The organism is Streptomyces sp. NPDC001890 (assembly GCF_042891445.1).
GTDB lineage: Bacteria > Actinomycetota > Actinomycetes > Streptomycetales > Streptomycetaceae > Streptomyces.
The window spans coordinates 85478-103263 of record NZ_JBIATE010000008.1; the positions used below are offsets into that span (position 1 = coordinate 85478).

The window sequence follows — 17786 nt, forward strand, 5'->3', positions numbered from 1 at the left end:
AGACCCTGACCCCCGCCCCGGGCTCGCGGTCGGAGCCCGGGGAATCACCGGTACGCTGGTCACATGTCTGAACCGACCGGTGCCGCCCGCCGACGCGGGCCCTTCAAGGTCGGGGACCAGGTCCAGCTCACCGATCCCAAGGGACGCCACTACACCTTCACGCTCGAAGCCGGAAAGAACTTCCACACCCACAAGGGTTCTTTCCCGCACGACGAGCTGATCGGTGCTCCCGAGGGCAGTGTTGTCCGAACCACGGGAAACGTCGCCTATCTCGCGCTGCGCCCCCTGCTCCCCGACTACGTCCTGTCCATGCCCCGCGGCGCCGCCGTGGTCTACCCCAAGGACGCGGGGCAGATCCTGGCCTTCGCCGACATCTTCCCCGGCGCCCGCGTCGTGGAGGCCGGCGTCGGCTCCGGCTCGCTCTCCACCTTCCTGCTGCGCGCCATCGGCGACCAGGGCATGCTGCACTCCTACGAGCGCCGCGAGGACTTCGCCGAGATCGCCCAGCAGAACGTGGAGCGCTACTTCGGCGAACCGCACCCGGCCTGGCAGCTCACCGTCGGCGACCTCCAGGACAACCTCTCGGACACCGACGTCGACCGTGTCGTCCTCGACATGCTCGCCCCCTGGGAGTGCCTGGAGGCCGTCTCCAAGGCGCTGGTGCCCGGCGGCATCCTCTGCGCGTACGTCGCCACCACCACCCAGCTCGCGCGGACCGTCGAGTCCATCCGTGAGATCGGCTGCTTCGCCGAGCCGCAGCCCTGGGAATCGATGATCCGCAACTGGCACGTCGAGGGCCTGGCCGTCCGCCCGGACCACCGCATGATCGGCCACACCGGCTTCCTCGTCACCGCCCGCCGCCTGGCCGACGGTGTGGAGGCCCCGCTGCGCCGCCGCCGCCCCGCCAAGGGCGCCTACGGCGAGGACTACGACGGTCCCGGCAGCCAGAGCGGCGGCTCCTCCCGCGGCTGACCCGCGCAACGCACCGGCGCCGCCGTCGAGTTCCCGGACCGACCCGGGAACTCGACGGCGGCGCCCTTTCGTTGCCGGTACGAGGACTCCGTCCTCGCACGCCCCGTAATCAGTGCCGACCCCACCGTTCCGCTGCTCTGTGAGGTGTGGCACGATGCTGGCCACCCCATGCCGCCGCGGCAGTCCCACCGGTGGCGCCGCCCACCCGGGCGTCCTCGATCCACAGGAACCACAGGAGACATCCCGCGTGCAGCCCTCCGAGCTCCCGGACCTCGCGCACACCGACACCAAGCCGATGCACTGGCTCGCCACGGCGGCTGCCATGGCCGCCGTGGTCGCGGCCGCCGGCCTGCTCCAGCCGGACCCCACGGCCTCGGCCTCCACCCCCCACCGCACCACGGCACAGCACGGCACCACGGCCGTCACCGCCCCCGACCCGGCACGGGCGGACTTCCCCCTGGAATGCGGCGGACTGGAGAACACCGTGGCCAAGCAGGCCACCGGCGACCTCGACGGTGACGGCCGCCCCGAGACCGTCGCGGTGGTCCACTGCGCGGCCGGCTCCGGCACCCCGCCCAGCGGCGTCTACGTCCTCACGCACGGAAGCGGGGCCGCACCGCGGGTCGTGGCGACCCTGGTGGACCCCGCCCAGGCGATGAGCATCGGCGATTTCGCGGTGCGTGACGGAATCATTTCGGCCACCCTGCTCGGCTACTCCTCCGACGAGGTGGCGCGCTGCTGCCCCGACCAGCAGGAGCGGGTCACCTGGCAGTGGAAGGGCGGCGCGTTCGTCCGCGCCACCCAGGACGCCCCGGGCAACGCCTGACCGGTCACCGCGCGTGACCGGCTCACCGGATGTGACCGGTCACCGCGAGTGACCGGAGGCCCGCGACCGCCGGGTCAGGCGGCCTCGGGGCCGTACACCTCGACGCTGTCCGAGACGCGACGGACGTGGATGCAGTCCCCCGGGCACTCCTTGGCCGAATCGACCACGTCCTGGAGGAGCGGCAGCGGAACGGGCGTCGTCGCGCCCGGGTCCTGCAGCAGCTCGTCGTCGGCGCTCTTCACATAGGCCAGCCCGTCGATGTCCAGCTCGAACACCTCGGGTGCGTACTGGACACAGATACCGTCGCCCGTGCAGAGGTCCTGGTCGATCCAGACTTCCAGGTCCTGCGCGTCGCCACCGATGGGAGCGTCCTGCTGCACGGTCATTTCTCCTGCCGTTCCCTGCGTATCCGAACCAAAAGAAGCCAGCCCTGACGGGTGTTGAACGGTTCGACGATACAACCGGCCGCTTTCGGATGTTGAAGGGTGGGTATTCCCCTGACACGAGGGGGAACGCAACGGTGAAGATCGGACACGCCCCGCAGTCTTTGTGATCTAGGGGTTTCAATCATCACCCACCCAGGTAGGGTCAGGAAGCGTCCAGCTCCCCTTGGAGGAGGTGAGGACCGTGGCAGCCCACGACGACGACATCAACCGCGGCATCCGGCCCGGGCGGGGGTCCGAAGACCCAGCCGGCCAGGTCGCCTATCTTGAGCAGGAAATCGCCGTCCTGCGACGTAAGCTCGCCGACTCTCCGCGCCATACGAGGATTCTCGAAGAGCGGATCGTCGAGTTGCAGACCAACCTCGCAGGCGTATCCGCACAGAATGAGCGGCTCGCCAACACACTGCGCGAGGCCCGCGACCAGATCGTGGCCCTCAAGGAAGAAGTCGACCGGCTCGCACAGCCGCCGGCCGGTTTCGGTGTGTTCCTGCAGGGAAATGAGGACGGCACCTGCGACATCTTCACCGGAGGCCGGAAACTCCGGGTGAACGTCAGCCCCAGTGTCGAGCTCGACGACCTCCGGCGCGGCCAGGAAGTCATGCTCAACGAAGCGCTCAACGTGGTCGACGCCATGGAATTCGAGCGGACCGGGGACATCGTCACCCTCAAGGAGATCCTTGAGGACGGCGAGCGGGCCCTGGTCATCGGGCACACCGACGAGGAACGGGTGGTGCGGCTCGCCGAGCCGCTGCTGGACATCACCATCCGCCCCGGCGACGCCCTCCTGCTCGAACCCAGGTCCGGCTACGTCTACGAAGTGGTCCCCAAGAGCGAGGTCGAAGAACTCGTCCTCGAAGAGGTACCGGACATCGACTACGACAAGATCGGCGGCCTGGGCGACCAGATCGAACTGATCCGGGACGCGGTCGAACTTCCCTACCTCCACCCCGACCTCTTCAAGGAACACGAACTGCGTCCGCCGAAGGGCATCCTGCTCTACGGTCCCCCCGGCTGCGGCAAGACACTCATCGCCAAGGCCGTCGCCAACTCCCTTGCCAAGAAGGTCGCCGAGGTCACCGGCCAGCCGGCGGGCAAGAGCTACTTCCTCAACATCAAGGGTCCGGAGCTCCTCAACAAGTACGTCGGCGAGACCGAGCGGCACATCCGCCTCGTCTTCCAGCGTGCCCGTGAGAAGGCGAGCGAGGGCACCCCCGTCATCGTCTTCTTCGACGAGATGGAGTCGCTCTTCCGCACCCGCGGATCCGGTGTCAGCTCGGACGTGGAGAACACCATCGTCCCCCAGCTGCTCGCCGAGATCGACGGAGTCGAGGGCCTGGAGAACGTCATCGTCATCGGCGCCTCCAACCGCGAGGACATGATCGACCCCGCGATCCTGCGACCCGGCCGCCTCGATGTGAAGATCAAGATCGAGCGCCCGGACGCGGAGGCCGCGAAGGACATCTTCGCGAAGTACCTCACGCCTTCGCTGCCACTGCACGCCGACGACCTCGCGGAGCACACCGGCTCCAAGGAATCCGCCGCGCACGCCATGATCCAGTCGGTCGTCGAGCGGATGTACACCGAGTCCGAGGAGAACCGCTTCCTCGAGGTCACGTACGCCAACGGCGACAAGGAAGTCCTGTACTTCAAGGACTTCAACTCCGGCGCGATGATCCAGAACATCGTCGACCGGGCCAAGAAGATGGCCATCAAGGCCTTCCTCGACCAGGGCCAGAAGGGCCTTCGCGTCTCCCATCTCCTCCAGGCGTGCGTGGACGAGTTCAAGGAGAACGAGGACCTGCCGAACACCACCAACCCGGACGACTGGGCCAGGATCTCCGGCAAGAAGGGTGAGCGGATCGTCTTCATCCGCACGCTCGTCACTGGAAAGCAGGGCGCGGACACCGGTCGCTCCATCGACACGGTGGCGAACACCGGTCAGTACCTGTAGAACGCAGTCAGGCTGCGGATGCCCGGCCGGGCGTCCGCAGCCGGTTGCTTTCGGTCCCGATCGCGCGACACCGCAGCAATGACGTAATTGATCTCCCCACCAGCACAGAGGCGCTCTAGGCTCTTGCGTACCGCCCGGTCGCGCAGTGCGCGGACGGGCAGTGCACGCGCACCGACAAGCAGCGGTACTTGAGCGCCGCCCCTCAAGGGAGCGCCGCCGGGCAAGGAGGGCCGCATGACCGTACGGCGAGTAATGGGCATCGAGACGGAGTACGGGATCTCCGTCCCCGGCCACCCCAACGCCAATGCCATGCTCACCTCGTCCCAGATCGTCAACGCCTACGCAGCGGCGATGCACCGGGCGCGCCGCGCCCGCTGGGACTTCGAGGAGGAGAATCCGCTGCGGGACGCGCGAGGTTTCGACCTCGCCCGCGAGACCGCGGACTCCAGCCAGCTCACCGACGAGGACATCGGCCTCGCCAATGTCATCCTCACCAACGGGGCCCGCCTCTACGTCGACCACGCGCACCCGGAGTACAGCTCCCCGGAAGTCACCAATCCGCGGGACGCGGTCCTCTGGGACAAGGCCGGCGAACGCATCATGGCCGAGGCCGCCGAGCGCGCGGCCCAGCTTCCCGGCGCCCAGCCGATCCACCTCTACAAGAACAACACCGACAACAAGGGCGCCTCGTACGGCACGCACGAGAACTACCTGATGAAGCGGGAGACCCCGTTCTCCGACATCGTGCGCCATCTGACCCCGTTCTTCGTCTCCCGCCAGGTGGTCACCGGGGCGGGGCGTGTGGGAATCGGCCAGGACGGCCACGAGCACGGATTCCAGATCAGCCAGCGCGCCGATTACTTCGAGGTCGAGGTCGGGCTGGAGACCACGCTCAAGCGCCCCATCATCAACACCCGCGACGAACCCCATTCCGACGCCGAGAAGTACCGCCGGCTCCATGTGATCATCGGGGACGCGAACCTCTCGGAGATCTCCACCTATCTCAAGCTCGGCACCACCGCCCTGATCCTCTCCATGATCGAGGACGGCTTCATCAACGTCGATCTCGCGGTCGACCAGCCGGTGCGCACCCTGCACCACGTCTCCCACGACCCGACCCTGAAGCACCTCATCACGCTGCGCAGCGGCCGTACCCTCACCGCGGTGCAACTGCAGATGGAGTACTTCGAGCTGGGCCGCAAGTACGTCGAGGAGCGGTACGGGGCGGATGCCGACGAGCAGACCAAGGACGTCCTGATCCGCTGGGAGGACACCCTCAACCGGCTGGAGAACGACCCGATGAGCCTGTCGGGCGAGCTCGACTGGATCGCCAAGCGGGAGCTCATGGAGGGCTACCGCCGCCGCGACAGCCTGGACTGGGACGCGGCGCGTCTGCACCTGGTGGATCTCCAGTACGCCGATGTGCGGGCCGAGAAGGGCCTCTACAACCGTCTGGCGGCCCGCGGGAAGATGAAGCGGCTGCTGGACGAGAACGAGGTCCAGCAGGCCCGTACGAGGCCACCGGAGGACACCAGGGCCTATTTCCGCGGCCGCTGCCTGGAGCAGTACGCCGACGACGTGGCGGCGGCCTCCTGGGACTCGGTCATCTTCGACCTGCCCGGTCATGACTCCCTGCAACGGGTACCCACCCTGGAGCCGCTGCGCGGTACCCGCGATCACGTCAAGGAGCTGCTGGACCGCTGCCGCACGGCGGAGGAGCTGGTCCAGGTCCTGTCGGGCGGCTGAAAGGGCCGGGATCGGGGAATCATCGGGATGACCCCCGGACGTTGAGGGAAAGTACCGGGCCGATGTCGGAGCCCGTGGGTAGGGTCTGATCAAGTGCTTCGAACCGAGCGGGGTGAGCTAGATGGCGACCAAGGACACCGGCGGCGGACAGCAGAAGGCGACGCGTTCCACCGAGGAGGTCGAGGAGCAGGCGCAGGACGCGCAGGTCTCCGAGGACCTCAAGGACCGCCAGGAGAAGCTGAGCGACGACGTCGACTCGGTTCTGGACGAGATCGATGACGTGCTCGAAGAGAACGCCGAGGATTTCGTGCGTTCCTTCGTGCAAAAGGGTGGACAGTAGTTCACGGATGTGAACGCGGGGGAGTGGAGAGCGGTGCGCGCGGTACGGGCCGGTCCGGCCCGTACCGCGCGGGCGCAGACGGCACCGTGAGCCGTGCAGCTGCCCCCGCGGTTCATGTGGATCACCGCCACGGGACGGGTAGGGTCCGTGGCGTAACCGCATCAACTGCAACTCGGCCATCGGCAAGTTGGGAGACGATCCTGACGCCTTGCTCAGGGCCGTCGCTTACCTGGAGGGAAACGCGTGGAAGCCAACACTCGTAGCACCGGGCGTCTACCAGCTGCCTTCCTGACGCCGGGATCCTCTTCGTTCATGGATTTCCTGTCCGACCACTCGCCCGGGATGCTCCCCGGCAACCGGAACCTGCCGGCCCTCCAGGGGGCCATCGAGGCGCCGCACGGGACCACGATCGTCGCGGTGACGTTCGCCGGCGGTGTGGTGCTGGCCGGTGACCGGCGCGCGACCATGGGCAATGTGATCGCCCAGCGCGACATCGAGAAGGTCTTCCCGGCCGACGAGTATTCGGCGGTGGGCATCGCCGGCACGGCCGGACTGGCCGTGGAGATGGTCAAGCTCTTCCAGCTGGAGCTGGAGCACTTCGAGAAGGTCGAGGGCGCCCAGCTCTCCCTGGAGGGCAAGGCGAACCGGCTCTCCACGATGATCCGCAGCAATCTGGGGATGGCCATGCAGGGCCTCGCCGTCGTGCCGCTCTTCGCCGGGTTCGACATCGACCGCGAGAAGGGCCGGATCTTCTCGTACGACGTCACCGGAGGCCGTTCCGAGGAGCACGGGTACGCGGCCACCGGCTCCGGGTCGGTCTTCGCCCGGAGCTCGATGAAGAAGCTCTACCACGGGGAGCTGACCGAGCAGGAGGCCCTCACCCTGGTCGTACAGGCGCTGTACGACGCCGCGGACGACGACTCGGCGACCGGCGGCCCCGATGTGGCCCGGCGGATCTACCCGATCGTCACCGTCATCACCGACGAAGGCTTCCGGAGGCTGGACGAGGCGGAGTCCTCCGGGATCGCGCGCTCGGTCCTGGAGCGCCGGCTGGAGCAGCCCGACGGCCCGCGCGCCGCGCTGCTCTGATCTCCGTTCCGCTGCTTCTCCGATGCTCTCGTCACTGACAGAAAGGGACGGATAACCGGTGTCGACGCCGTTCTATGTCTCACCTCAGCAGGCCATGGCCGACCGGGCGGAATACGCCCGGAAGGGCATCGCCCGTGGTCGCAGCCTGGTTGTGCTGCAGTATGCCGACGGCATTGTGTTCGTCGGCGAGAACCCGTCCCGCGCGCTGCACAAGTTCAGCGAGATCTACGACCGGATCGGCTTCGCCGCCGCCGGCAAGTACAACGAGTACGAGAATCTCCGTATCGGCGGCGTGCGCTACGCCGATCTGCGCGGATACACCTACGACCGTGACGATGTGACGGCCCGTGGGCTGGCCAACGTGTACGCGCAGACGCTGGGCACCATTTTCTCCAGTGCGGCCGAGAAGCCGTACGAGGTGGAACTGGTGGTCGCCGAAGTGGGCACCGAACCGGAGGGCGACCAGATCTACCGGCTGCCGCACGACGGCTCGATCGTCGACGAGCACGGCTCGGTGGCGGTCGGCGGCAACGCCGAGCAGATCAGCACCTTCCTGGACCAGCGGCACCGCGACGGGATGACACTCGCCGAGGCGCTCAAGTTGGCGGTGCAGGCGCTGTCGCGCGATCCCAACGGCAGCGAGCGGGAGATCCCCGCCGAGCGGCTGGAGGTCGCGGTGCTGGACCGTACGCGGCCCCAGCAGCGGAAGTTCAAGCGGATCGTCGGCAGGCAGCTGGCGCGGCTGCTGGAGGCGGACGGCGGCTCCGCGCCGACGGACGCCCCGTCCGACACCGAGGAGGGCGAGGACACCGGGTCCGCCGCCGCTCCCGACACATCGAAGCCCACCGACTCCGGTGGTGACGTGGAGTAGTCCGTCGAAGGACGGTCCACCGCTGTGACCGTGCCCCGGTCCGCCGCTCCCGGCGGGCCGGGGCACCGTCATGCCCGCGGGGCGTCCGGGGGCGGGGGCGCCGAGGAGCCGCGGGCCACCAGCTGCACCGGGAGGCTGCCGGTCTCGGCCGGCCGGTCGTCCAGGACCGCCAGCAGGGCGGCCATGCCGCGCTCCCCGACCTGCTCGGCGGGCAGCCGCACGGTGGTGAGCTCCGGCTCGACGGCCGTGGCCAGGGCCAGATCGTCGAACCCGGTGACGGACAGGTCGTCGGGCACCCGGAGGCCCAGTCTGCGGGCGGCCTTGCAGGCACCCGCGGCGAGGATGTCGTCGTCGCAGACGAGGGCGGTGGGCCGGGGCCCCGGGGCGGCGAGCGCGTGCTCCGCCGCGACGCGGCCCGCGTGGACGTCGAGCGCCGCCGTGACGGTCCGCACCGAGGTGCCGGGCACCGCCCGCAGGGCCTCCTGGAGCGCCCGGCCGCGTACCGCGAAGGTCCAGGAGCCGACCGACGACGCCAGGTGGACGAAGCGGCGGTGGCCGAGGGCGAGGAGGTGCTCCGCGACCTGCCGCATGCCGTCGGCGATGTCCAGGTTGACGCGGGCCGCGACACCGGCGTCCGCCGGATCGCTGTCGAGCATGACCAGCGGCAGTCCCGCGCCGCGCAGCGCGTCGAGCGCCCCGGCGGCCATGGAGGAGGCGATCACGCCGTCCAGGGAGGCGCTCGCCGAGGCGAAGGGGTCCCGGGCCGGGCCGGTGCCTTCGGGGGACGGGTAGAGGACGACGCCGAAGCCGTGCTCGGCGGCGACCTCGGCGGCGCCGGTGTAGACGCGGGCGAAGAACTCGTTGGTGAGCGCGGGGACGACCAGCAGCGCCGTCCTGGTGCGGCCCAGGCGCAGGTTGCGGGCGGCGAGGTTGGGCCGGTAGCCGAGTTCGTGGGCGGTGCGGCGCACGCGCTCGGCGGTGGCCTCGGAGACCCTGCCCGGCCATTTGCCGCCGAGCACGAGGGAGACGGTGGCCTGCGAGACGCCTGCGGCCCGCGCGACGTCGCGGCTGGTGGGCCGGGTCGGGGCGGGCTGTGGTGCGCTGGTCACTCGGGCCTCCGGGCCGGTCGGGGCAGGCGCCGTGAGGTGGACCTGCGGACTGGGCACATGGTACGTATGAGCCTCGACGTTATACGTAAAACCTCTGGGTGCCGTCAGAGCGCCCGAGGGAGAGGGGCGACAAGGACATGGCCGCGGGATATCTGGACATCCTCCGGGCGCGGCATGCCGCCCGTCTGCTGGCGGGAACCCTGGTGGGGCGACTGCCGAACGGCACCGCCCACATCGCGATCGTGCTCTTCACCAGGGCCGAGGGCGGCAGCTACACCCTCGCCGGGGCGCTCGCGGCCGTGTACGGACTGTCCACCGCGGTCGGGCAGCCGCTGCTGGGCCGCGCCGTGGACCTCTACGGCCAGCCGCGCGTCCAGCTCCCGGCCGCAGTGGTGTCGGCGCTGGGCATGGCCCTGCTGGCCCTGGTGGGCCTGGAATCGCTGCCGCTGGCCTACGGGGCGGTCGTGGTGGCCGGGGTCTTCACGCCGCCGCTGGAGGGCGGTCTGCGGGCCCTGTGGCCGAGCGTGCTGGGCGGCGAGGACCGGGTGCACCGGGCGTACGCCATGGACGCCGTCGCCCAGGAGGTCATGTTCACCGTGGGGCCGCTGCTGGTGACGGTGCTGGTCTCGCTGTGGTCGCCCGCCGCCGCCCTGCTCGTCATCAACGCGGTGGGCGTCCTGGGGGCGCTCTCCGTCGTCCTGTCCGAGCCCTCCCGGGCCTGGCGTTCCGCGCCCCGCGAGGCGCACTGGCTGGGCGCGCTGCGCTCGCCGGGGCTGCTGGCGCTGCTCGGGTCGTTCTTCTTCGTCGGACTCGCGCTGGGCTCGATCACGGTGGCCGGTGTGGCCTACGCCGACGACCACGGCCGGGAGTCGGTGTACGGCTGGCTGATGGCCGCGCTCGGGCTGGGCGCGCTGATCGGCGGCGCGGTCTACGGGGCACGGCAGTGGGCCGGGGCGCCGGAGCGCCGGCTGCGGGTCATCGTCGCGCTGCTGGCGCTGGGCTATCTGCCGCTGATGCTGACCCCGGGAGTGGTTGCCATGACCGCACTGGCGGCACTGGCCGGAGTCTTTCTGGCACCGGCGATCGCCTGCTCCTTCATCGTGGTCGACCGGCACGCGCCGCGGGGCACCGTGACCGAGGCGTTCTCCTGGCTGGTGACGACCTTCGGGGTGGGCGCGGCGGCGGGAACGGCCGTGGCGGGCCCGGCCGTCGAGCTGGGCGGCACCTCGTGGAGCTTCGCGGTGGCGGGGGCCGGTGGGGTGGCGGCGCTGCTCGTCCTGCTGGCGACGGGAAGGGTCCTCGCAGTTCCCGGGCGTACGGCCGTTTCCGCACGGGCATCGGAAAATGATCGAAACGGTGCTGTCGAACCCGGTTTCAGCTCAGGCCATCAGGCGTAATGTTCAGTCATGGACCGCCGCATTTTCGGGCTGGAGAACGAGTACGGCGTCACGTGCACGTTCAGGGGACAGCGCCGACTGTCCCCTGATGAAGTGGCGCGCTACCTCTTCCGCCGTGTTGTGTCATGGGGCCGCAGCAGCAATGTCTTTCTGCGGAACGGCGCCCGCCTCTACCTCGACGTGGGATCGCATCCGGAATATGCAACCCCCGAATGCGACAACCTGACCGAGCTGGTCACCCACGACAAGGCCGGCGAGCGCATTCTCGAAGGCCTGCTCGTCGACGCCGAACGCCGCCTGCACGAGGAGGGAATCGCGGGCGACGTCTATCTCTTCAAGAACAACACCGACTCGGCGGGAAACTCCTACGGATGCCATGAGAACTACCTCGTGGCACGGCACGGAGAATTCTCCCGGCTCGCGGACATCCTCATTCCCTTCCTCGTCACGAGGCAGCTGATCTGCGGCGCGGGCAAGGTGCTGCAGACCCCCAGGGGCGCGGTCTACTGCGTCAGCCAGCGTGCCGAGCACATCTGGGAGGGCGTCAGTTCCGCGACCACGCGTTCCCGCCCGATCATCAATACGCGTGACGAACCGCACGCCGACGCGGAGCGGTACCGCCGCCTCCACGTCATCGTCGGTGACTCCAACATGTCCGAGACGACCATGCTGCTCAAGGTCGGCGCGACCGATCTGGTGCTCCGCATGATCGAAGCGGGCACGGTGATGCGGGATCTGACGCTGGAGAACCCGATCCGGGCGATCCGCGAGGTCAGCCACGACACCACCGGACAGCGCAAGGTGCGCCTGGCCAGTGGCCGCGAGGCGTCCGCCATCGAGGTGCAGCGCGAGTACTACGAGAAGGCCGTCGACTTCGTCGACCGCCGTGGCATCCGCACCGGAACCGTCGCCCAGGTCCTGGAGCTCTGGGGCCGCACGCTCGACGCGATCGAGGCCGAGGACCTCGACCGGATCGAGACCGAGATCGACTGGGTGATGAAGTACAAGCTCATCGACCGGTACCGGGCCAAGCACAACATGACCATGTCGCATCCGCGGGTCGCCCAGATAGACCTCGCGTACCACGACATCCACCGCCGTCGCGGCCTGTACTACCTGCTGGAGCGCAAGGGACAGGCCGCCCGTGTCTGCAACGACCTGAAGATCTTCGAGGGCAAGTCCGTGCCCCCGCAGACCACCAGGGCGCGGCTGCGCGGCGACTTCATCCGCCGGGCGCAGGAGCAGCGGCGGGACTTCACCGTCGACTGGGTCCACCTCAAGCTCAACGACCAGGCGCAGCGCACCGTGTTGTGCAAGGACCCGTTCCGCTCGGTCGACGACCGGGTGGAGAAATTGATCGCGGGTATGTGAGCCGGCACGGCACGATCCCGGCCACCGGCGCGACGCGGGCCCCGTACGTTCCTCGTACGGGGCCCTGCGCACGCCCTAGAGTGTCGGGGACTCATCCAACTGTGCCGTCTGAGATCTGAGGAACAAGTGCGCCGACTTGCCGGCCTTCTCGTCGTCCCCCTGTTGCTGCTGACAGCGGGCTGCGGTGACGAAAAGGGCTCCGATTCCGATTCCGTTTCTGCTTCCGCCGCGACGAAGGACGGGTTCCCCGCGATCACCGCGGGCGCGAAATTCGGTGAGAAGCCGACCCTGGCCAAGGGCACGGGGAACCCGCCCAAGGAGCTGAAGACCAGGGTCGTCAGCCAGGGCGACGGCGCCACGCTCAAGAACGGTGACGCGATCCAGGTCAACTACCTCGGTCAGTCCTGGGATTCCGACAAGCCGTTCGACAACAGCTTCGACCGCAAGCAGCCGTTCGACCTGACCCTCGGTGCCGGCATGGTCATCCAGGGCTGGGACAAGGGCCTCCTCGGCCAGAAGGTCGGCAGCAGGGTCCAGCTGGTCATCCCGCCGGACCTCGCGTACGGCGACCAGGGCCAGGGCGACATCAAGCCCAAGGCCACGCTCGTCTTCGTCGTCGACGTCCTGAAGGCGACGCAGATCCCTGCCTCGGCCAAGGGCACCGAGGTCGCCCAGGACAACATCGACCTCCCGAAGGTCGGCACCAACACGGACGGCAAGGCCCCCAAGGTCACCATCCCGACCAAGACCGACCCGCCGACGAAGCTCGTCTCCAACTACATCCTGGAGTCCAAGGGCGAGGTCGTGAAGGACACCGACAGCGTCGTCGTGAACTACGTCGGACTGACGTGGAAGGACGGCAAGACCTTCGACAGCACCTACGCGGCGGGCAAGACGCAGACCTTCCCGCTCGCCCAGGTGACCCTGAAGGGGCTGAAGAACGGTCTGGTCGGCAAGAAGATCGGCAGCCGGGTGCTGCTCGTCATCCCGCCGGACCAGGGCTTCGGTGACAAGGCGCAGCAGACCATCCCCGCCAAGTCCACGCTGGTCTTCGCCGTGGATCTCCTGACGAAGATGTAAGACTGTCCCGGTTGTCCAGCAGTACATCAGTAAGAGGAGCAAGTCAGTGAGCATCGAGAAGCCCGAGATCGACTTCCCGGGTGGCGAGCCGCCGGCCGACCTGGAGATCAAGGACATCTGGGAGGGCGACGGTCCGGTGGCCGAGAAGGGCGCCACCGTCTCCGTCCACTACGTGGGCGTGGCCTTCTCCACCGGCGAGGAGTTCGACGCCTCCTGGAACCGCGGCACCCCGCTGCAGTTCCAGCTCGGCGCCGGCCAGGTCATCGCCGGCTGGGACCAGGGTGTCCAGGGCATGAAGGTCGGCGGCCGTCGCCAGCTGACCATCCCCGCGCACCTCGCGTACGGCGACCGCGGCGCCGGTGGCGGCCGCATCGCGCCCGGCGAGACGCTGATCTTCGTCTGCGACCTGGTCGCCGTCTGATCCGCATCCGTGCGATACGAGGGCCCGTGCCGCCAGGCACGGGCCCTCGCTTTTGTCCCGACAGCGCGTAGCGGTACGGTCGAGCGTCGTAGAGCGAAACAGAAAGGGCATCGATGGCGATTGCCAAGGCCGAGCGGCTGATGAACCTGGCGCTGTGTCTGCTGGGGACCCGCCGCCCGCTCAGCAAGCGCGAGCTGCGCGGCTCCATCGAGGCCTATCTGGAGGCGGGCTCCGACGACGCCTTCAACCGGATGTTCGAGCGCGACAAGGACGATCTGCGCGAGCTCGGTCTGATCATCGAGACCGTGGAGAACCTGGACGGCGAGACGGGATACCTCGCCCGCCGTGACAGCAACCGGCTGCCCCCGATCACGCTCGACGCCGAGGAGGCCGCGGCGCTCGGACTGGCCGCCAAGGTCTGGCAGCAGGCACGGCTGGCCGGTGCGGCCAGCGGTGCGCTCCAGAAGCTGCGGGCCGCCGGCATGCCCGAGGCCGAGGACGCGTACGAGGTGCACAGCGCCCTCGAACCGCGCATCCCCGTCCACGAGGCGGCGTTCGAGCCGCTGATGCTGGCCTGCCGCGACCGCCGCCCGGTCACCTTCGACTACCGCAAGGGCAACGCCGCCACGCCGGAACAGCGCCAGGTCGAGCCGTGGACCCTGGAGTGCTGGCGCGGACACTGGTACCTGGCCGGCTGGGACCGGGACCGCGGTGCCGAGCGGGTGTTCCGGCTCTCCCGGATCACCGGCCGGGTCCGCTCCCGGGCCGGGGCGTTCACCAGCGAGGTGCCCGACGTCGTGACCGTACGCGAGACGGTCGAGAGCTGGGCGGGGGAGACGGCGACCCGGACCGCGCTGATCAGGCTGCGCACCGGGGCCGGCTACCCGCTGCGCTCGCGCGCCGTGTCGGTCCGGGAACTCGGGAACGGGTGGGACGAGTTGGAGATTCCGTACGGACACGGTCTGGACGCCTGGCTCGTCGAGTTCGGCCCGGACGTCGTCGTACAGGAACCCGCCGATCTGCGGGCCGATGTGGTGGACCGGCTGCGCGCCGTGGCCAAGGACTGAGAGAGGGACGGCAACCCATGGCCACGAACGCGATCGACCAGACCCGCCGGATGCTCTCCCTGGTGACGTATCTGCGCGAGCGCCCCGGCGCCCATGTCCAGGACGTCGCCCGCGCCTTCGGGATCACCGAGGACGAACTGATCTCGGACCTCGACGTGCTGCCCATGTGCGGGACGAGCTTCCGCGGCGGGGACCTGCTGGACATCGACACCGACGGCGACCGCATCTGGTGGCACAACCCGGACGACGTCGCCGAGCCGCTGCGGCTCGCCGCCGACGAGGCGACGGCCCTGCTGGTCGCCGCCCGTGCCGTGGCGACGCTGCCGGGGCTGCGCGAGAGCGACCGCCAGGCGCTGCTGCGGGCCACCGCGAAGCTGGAGACCGCGGCCGGCGAGGTGGGGGCGGCGAGCTCGCGGCTCTCGGTCACCTTCGAGTCCGAGGGCGGCGTCTTCGCCGATGTCGACCGGGCGATCTCCGAGCGGCGCCGACTCTGGCTGCGCTACTACTCGCCCGCGCGCGACGAGCTCACCGAGCGCGAGGTGGACCCGATCCGGCTGTTCGCCGTGGGGCACACGTACATGGAGGCCTGGTGCAGGTCGTCCGAGGACCGGCGTACGTTCCGGCTGGACCGGGTCGCCGAGATCCGGCTGCTGGACGAGCCCGCCGCACCGCCCGAGCTGGAACTGCGGGACCTGTCCGAGGGGCTGGTCCAGCCGGCCGCCGAGGACCCGGAAGTCGTCGTCGAGGTGGGCCCCGGCGGGCGCTGGGTCGCCGAGTACTACCCGCACGACAGCGCACAGGAGCTGCCCGACGGCGGGCTGCGGATCACCCTGCGCACCCCCGACCCGGCCTCGCTGCGCAGGCTCGCGCTGCGGCTGGGCGGCGAAGGCCGCATCGTCTCCCCGCCGGAGCTGGCACGCAGCGCGCAGCAGGCGGCCCGGGCGGCGCTCGCCGCGTACGACGAACCGGCCTGAGCGGAAACCTGAGGGAGATATGAGCAATATGTCTGTCGTGTCAGGTGGTCCTGCGGTGTCAGGCGTTCCGACCGTGGTGGTGCCCGAGTCCGTACGGTTCAAGGCCGCCTGCCCGGACTGCCGCGAACGGTTCGAACTGGCCGCGGGCGCCATCCGCCTCGCGGTGGGTGCGAGCCGCCGGACGACGTTCTACTCCTTCACCTGCCCGCAGTGCGACGCGGCCGTCCGCAAGCCCGCGGGGGAGCGGATAGTCGAACTCCTCACCAGGGGCGGGGTGCGGACGCTGCGTCTGCACACCGGCCTCCAGGCCCTTTCCACGCCGTCGGCCCCCTAGACCCATCGAGGCTCAGCCCATGTTCTGGCCCATGCTCGCCATCGCCCTGGGGTTCCTCGGGATCGCCGTTCTCGGCGTGCTGGCCGTCAAGGTCTTCATCGAGGTCCAGCGGCTCGGGCGTCAGGTGGCGCGCACCACCCAGCGCATCAACCGGGCCGCGGAGGACCTCGAAAGGGCGGCGACCGACCTCGCCGCCACCGGTGAGGCGCTGCGCTAAGGGCTGTCCCGTGGCCGTACCGCCTCCGCTGCCCCGATCCGACCTGTGAGCAGGGCGGATGGATCGGGGCGGGCGCGGCCTCCAGTTTCCCGGTTTCGAGGGGTACGCTGCTGAAGGCGGCCCGGAGAGCGAGGCGTGGGCCGTAATCGCAAGGATGCGTGGGTATTGCCTTGCGTTTACTCCTGCGGGATACGATCGCTGACAGTACGAAGGTCGGACGTCCGTCCGAGGTTCGATCCGCCCCACCCCTGCTGCCTCGGTGAGAAGGTACACACATATGTTCGGAAGGCTCGGCGCTCCCGAGATCATCCTGATCCTCGTCGTCATTGTTCTGCTGTTCGGCGCGAAGAAGCTTCCTGACATGGCTCGCTCGCTCGGCAAGTCGGCCCGCATCCTCAAGAGCGAGGCCAAGGCCATGAAGTCCGAGGGCAGCCCTTCGGCGACCCCGGCCGAGCCGGCCGCCAACGACGCCGCCCAGGACCAGACCGCCCAGCGCACCATCAAGGCGGCCCCCGGCGACGTGAGCAGCTCGCGTCCGGTCGCGGAGCCGACCGACTCGACCAAGCGCTGACGACAACCGGGCCGACGCAGGCGCCCTGAATGTGAGGGCCTGCTGCACGAGATGAGGACGTGGGTTGCTCAAGTCTGCCCGCAAGCAGGAGACGGACCCAGAGGGCCGCATGCCCTTGGTGGAGCACCTGCGTGAGCTGCGTAACCGGCTGGCGAAGGGCATGCTGGCCATCGTCGTCGTGACGATCGCCGCAGCCTTCTACAGCCAGGCGCTGATGGAGTTCCTCTCTGCTCCCGTGCCCCGTTGCGAGAAGGGACTGGGCGAGACGACCGGGGGCGCGTGCGCCGTCATCGCGTACACCGACCTCCTCTCCCCCTTCACGACGACGGTGAAGGTCAGCCTCATGGCCGGCGTCATAATCGCCAGCCCGGTCTGGCTGTACCAGCTCTGGGCGTTCGTGGCGCCCGGGCTCCACAAGCACGAGCGGAAGTACACGTACGCCTTCGTGGCGGCCGCAGTGCCGCTGTTCCTCGGTGGTGCCGCGCTCGCCTACACGATCCTGCCGATCAGCATGCGCGTCCTGTTGGGCATCACGCCCGACGGGTCGGCGAACATCCTCCCGATGGACAAGATCCTCGACTTCACGGTCCGGATGGTGCTCATCTTCGGAGCGGCTTTCGAGCTGCCGCTGCTCCTGATCATGATGAACCTGACGGGGATAGTGACCGGTCGGCGCATGCTCGGCTGGTGGCGCGGTGTGGTCATGGGGGTGTTCGTCTTCGGGGCGGTGGCGACTCCCACCACCGACCCCGTGGGGATGATCGCGCTCGCGGGTCCGATCGTGGTCCTGTACTTCCTGGCGGTCGCCTTCTCCCTGCTGAACGACAGGCGGCGACGCCGCGCGAATCCCGACGCCGAACTGGACGACGACGAGGCGTCGAAGCTGGATCTCACCCCCGAGGACGTCGGTGAGATCGAATCGGTCTCCTCCAGCCGCTCGTTGCCCGCACAGGCGAGTTCGGACCGGGACCGGGTGAACGGTTACGACGACATCACCTGACCTTGTA

General features: G+C 69.2%; 19 protein-coding genes and 1 pseudogene. 18 read left to right on the forward strand and 2 right to left on the reverse strand.

Translation table 11 applies throughout. The annotated features are described in order from the left end of the window. The first annotated feature begins 63 nt into the window (after nt 1–63). On the forward strand, nt 64–972 hold the full coding sequence (locus ACFYY1_RS21355) for a tRNA (adenine-N1)-methyltransferase (protein WP_351252494.1): 909 nt from the start codon (nt 64–66) through the stop codon (nt 970–972). 247 nt (nt 973–1219) lie between these two features. Further along, entirely contained in the window at nt 1220–1798 is a 579-nt protein-coding gene (locus ACFYY1_RS21360; RefSeq protein WP_388587727.1) for a hypothetical protein, read from the forward strand. A 74-nt stretch (nt 1799–1872) separates the two neighbouring features. Here ACFYY1_RS21360 and ACFYY1_RS21365 read toward each other — a convergent pair whose 3' ends face one another. Then, nucleotides 1873–2184 carry a ferredoxin gene (locus tag ACFYY1_RS21365; protein ID WP_266736069.1) on the reverse strand — a complete coding sequence of 104 codons (312 nt, stop codon included), beginning with the start codon at nt 2182–2184 and terminating at the stop codon, nt 1873–1875. A gap of 241 nt (nt 2185–2425) precedes the next feature. Between ACFYY1_RS21365 and arc the strand changes: the two genes are divergently transcribed. The 6 genes and pseudogenes from arc (at nt 2426) to prcA (ending at nt 8238) form a co-directional block, all read left to right on the forward strand. Next, a complete protein-coding gene (arc, locus tag ACFYY1_RS21370) occupies nt 2426–4192 on the forward strand; it encodes a proteasome ATPase (protein WP_388587730.1) in 1767 nt (588 codons plus the stop codon). Between the two features lie 234 nt (nt 4193–4426). Then, nucleotides 4427–5938: a depupylase/deamidase Dop gene (gene dop / locus ACFYY1_RS21375; protein WP_388587733.1), complete on the forward strand. Its 1512-nt coding sequence runs from the start codon at nt 4427–4429 to the stop codon at nt 5936–5938. A gap of 121 nt (nt 5939–6059) precedes the next feature. After that, nucleotides 6060–6278 carry a ubiquitin-like protein Pup gene (locus ACFYY1_RS21380; RefSeq protein ID WP_124718707.1) on the forward strand — a complete coding sequence of 73 codons (219 nt, stop codon included), beginning with the start codon at nt 6060–6062 and terminating at the stop codon, nt 6276–6278. A gap of 101 nt (nt 6279–6379) precedes the next feature. Then, nucleotides 6380–6570 (forward strand): annotated as a pseudogene (locus ACFYY1_RS21385) (endonuclease domain-containing protein); the annotation flags it as partial. Beyond that, entirely contained in the window at nt 6522–7367 is an 846-nt protein-coding gene (gene prcB / locus ACFYY1_RS21390; RefSeq protein WP_388587735.1) for a proteasome subunit beta, read from the forward strand. The pseudogene ACFYY1_RS21385 and the gene prcB, both read left to right, overlap by 49 nt. 58 nt (nt 7368–7425) lie before the next feature. After that, a complete protein-coding gene (prcA, locus tag ACFYY1_RS21395; protein WP_388587737.1) occupies nt 7426–8238 on the forward strand; it encodes a proteasome subunit alpha in 813 nt (270 codons plus the stop codon). A 68-nt stretch (nt 8239–8306) separates the two neighbouring features. Here the strand turns inward: prcA and ACFYY1_RS21400 are convergent, their stop codons facing one another. Then, nucleotides 8307–9347 (reverse strand): LacI family DNA-binding transcriptional regulator, encoded by a 1041-nt coding sequence (locus ACFYY1_RS21400; protein ID WP_388587740.1) that lies wholly within the window; start codon nt 9345–9347, stop codon nt 8307–8309. 137 nt (nt 9348–9484) lie between these two features. On the opposite strand from ACFYY1_RS21400, the gene ACFYY1_RS21405 reads away from it, so the two are divergent. The 10 genes from ACFYY1_RS21405 (at nt 9485) to tatC (ending at nt 17779) form a co-directional block, all read left to right on the forward strand. Next, nucleotides 9485–10744: an MFS transporter gene (locus tag ACFYY1_RS21405; protein ID WP_388588106.1), complete on the forward strand. Its 1260-nt coding sequence runs from the start codon at nt 9485–9487 to the stop codon at nt 10742–10744. Between the two features lie 9 nt (nt 10745–10753). After that, a complete protein-coding gene (pafA, locus tag ACFYY1_RS21410) occupies nt 10754–12115 on the forward strand; it encodes a Pup--protein ligase (protein WP_388587743.1) in 1362 nt (453 codons plus the stop codon). Between the two features lie 126 nt (nt 12116–12241). Continuing rightward, a complete protein-coding gene (locus ACFYY1_RS21415) occupies nt 12242–13195 on the forward strand; it encodes an FKBP-type peptidyl-prolyl cis-trans isomerase (RefSeq protein WP_388587746.1) in 954 nt (317 codons plus the stop codon). 46 nt (nt 13196–13241) lie between these two features. Then, on the forward strand, nt 13242–13616 hold the full coding sequence (locus ACFYY1_RS21420) for an FKBP-type peptidyl-prolyl cis-trans isomerase (protein WP_124718714.1): 375 nt from the start codon (nt 13242–13244) through the stop codon (nt 13614–13616). A gap of 113 nt (nt 13617–13729) precedes the next feature. Further along, nucleotides 13730–14683 carry a helix-turn-helix transcriptional regulator gene (locus ACFYY1_RS21425; protein WP_388587749.1) on the forward strand — a complete coding sequence of 318 codons (954 nt, stop codon included), beginning with the start codon at nt 13730–13732 and terminating at the stop codon, nt 14681–14683. Nucleotides 14684–14700: 17 nt separating this feature from the next. Further along, nucleotides 14701–15657 carry a YafY family protein gene (locus ACFYY1_RS21430; RefSeq protein WP_124718716.1) on the forward strand — a complete coding sequence of 319 codons (957 nt, stop codon included), beginning with the start codon at nt 14701–14703 and terminating at the stop codon, nt 15655–15657. A gap of 19 nt (nt 15658–15676) precedes the next feature. Continuing rightward, nucleotides 15677–15991 (forward strand): hypothetical protein, encoded by a 315-nt coding sequence (locus ACFYY1_RS21435; protein ID WP_388587752.1) that lies wholly within the window; start codon nt 15677–15679, stop codon nt 15989–15991. 19 nt (nt 15992–16010) lie between these two features. Further along, a complete protein-coding gene (locus ACFYY1_RS21440) occupies nt 16011–16208 on the forward strand; it encodes a hypothetical protein (RefSeq protein ID WP_388587754.1) in 198 nt (65 codons plus the stop codon). A 277-nt stretch (nt 16209–16485) separates the two neighbouring features. Next, entirely contained in the window at nt 16486–16779 is a 294-nt protein-coding gene (gene tatA, locus ACFYY1_RS21445; protein ID WP_266736054.1) for a Sec-independent protein translocase subunit TatA, read from the forward strand. 109 nt (nt 16780–16888) lie between these two features. Further along, the gene (gene tatC / locus ACFYY1_RS21450) at nt 16889–17779 is read left to right on the forward strand and encodes a twin-arginine translocase subunit TatC (protein ID WP_388588109.1); all 891 of its coding nucleotides are present in this window, start codon (nt 16889–16891) and stop codon (nt 17777–17779) included. Nucleotides 17780–17786 lie beyond the last annotated feature (7 nt).

Coding starts and splice junctions, on each gene's coding strand:
- ACFYY1_RS21430 (WP_124718716.1), top strand. CDS start 14,701: ATGGCCACGAACGCGATCGACCAGACCCGCCGGATGCTCTCCCTGGTG.
- tatC (WP_388588109.1), top strand. CDS start 16,889: ATGCCCTTGGTGGAGCACCTGCGTGAGCTGCGTAACCGGCTGGCGAAG.
- ACFYY1_RS21435 (WP_388587752.1), top strand. CDS start 15,677: ATGAGCAATATGTCTGTCGTGTCAGGTGGTCCTGCGGTGTCAGGCGTT.
- ACFYY1_RS21405 (WP_388588106.1), top strand. CDS start 9,485: ATGGCCGCGGGATATCTGGACATCCTCCGGGCGCGGCATGCCGCCCGT.
- ACFYY1_RS21365 (WP_266736069.1), bottom strand. CDS start 2,184: ATGACCGTGCAGCAGGACGCTCCCATCGGTGGCGACGCGCAGGACCTG.
- ACFYY1_RS21380 (WP_124718707.1), top strand. CDS start 6,060: ATGGCGACCAAGGACACCGGCGGCGGACAGCAGAAGGCGACGCGTTCC.
- tatA (WP_266736054.1), top strand. CDS start 16,486: ATGTTCGGAAGGCTCGGCGCTCCCGAGATCATCCTGATCCTCGTCGTC.
- ACFYY1_RS21440 (WP_388587754.1), top strand. CDS start 16,011: ATGTTCTGGCCCATGCTCGCCATCGCCCTGGGGTTCCTCGGGATCGCC.
- pafA (WP_388587743.1), top strand. CDS start 10,754: ATGGACCGCCGCATTTTCGGGCTGGAGAACGAGTACGGCGTCACGTGC.
- ACFYY1_RS21355 (WP_351252494.1), top strand. CDS start 64: ATGTCTGAACCGACCGGTGCCGCCCGCCGACGCGGGCCCTTCAAGGTC.
- dop (WP_388587733.1), top strand. CDS start 4,427: ATGACCGTACGGCGAGTAATGGGCATCGAGACGGAGTACGGGATCTCC.
- ACFYY1_RS21425 (WP_388587749.1), top strand. CDS start 13,730: ATGGCGATTGCCAAGGCCGAGCGGCTGATGAACCTGGCGCTGTGTCTG.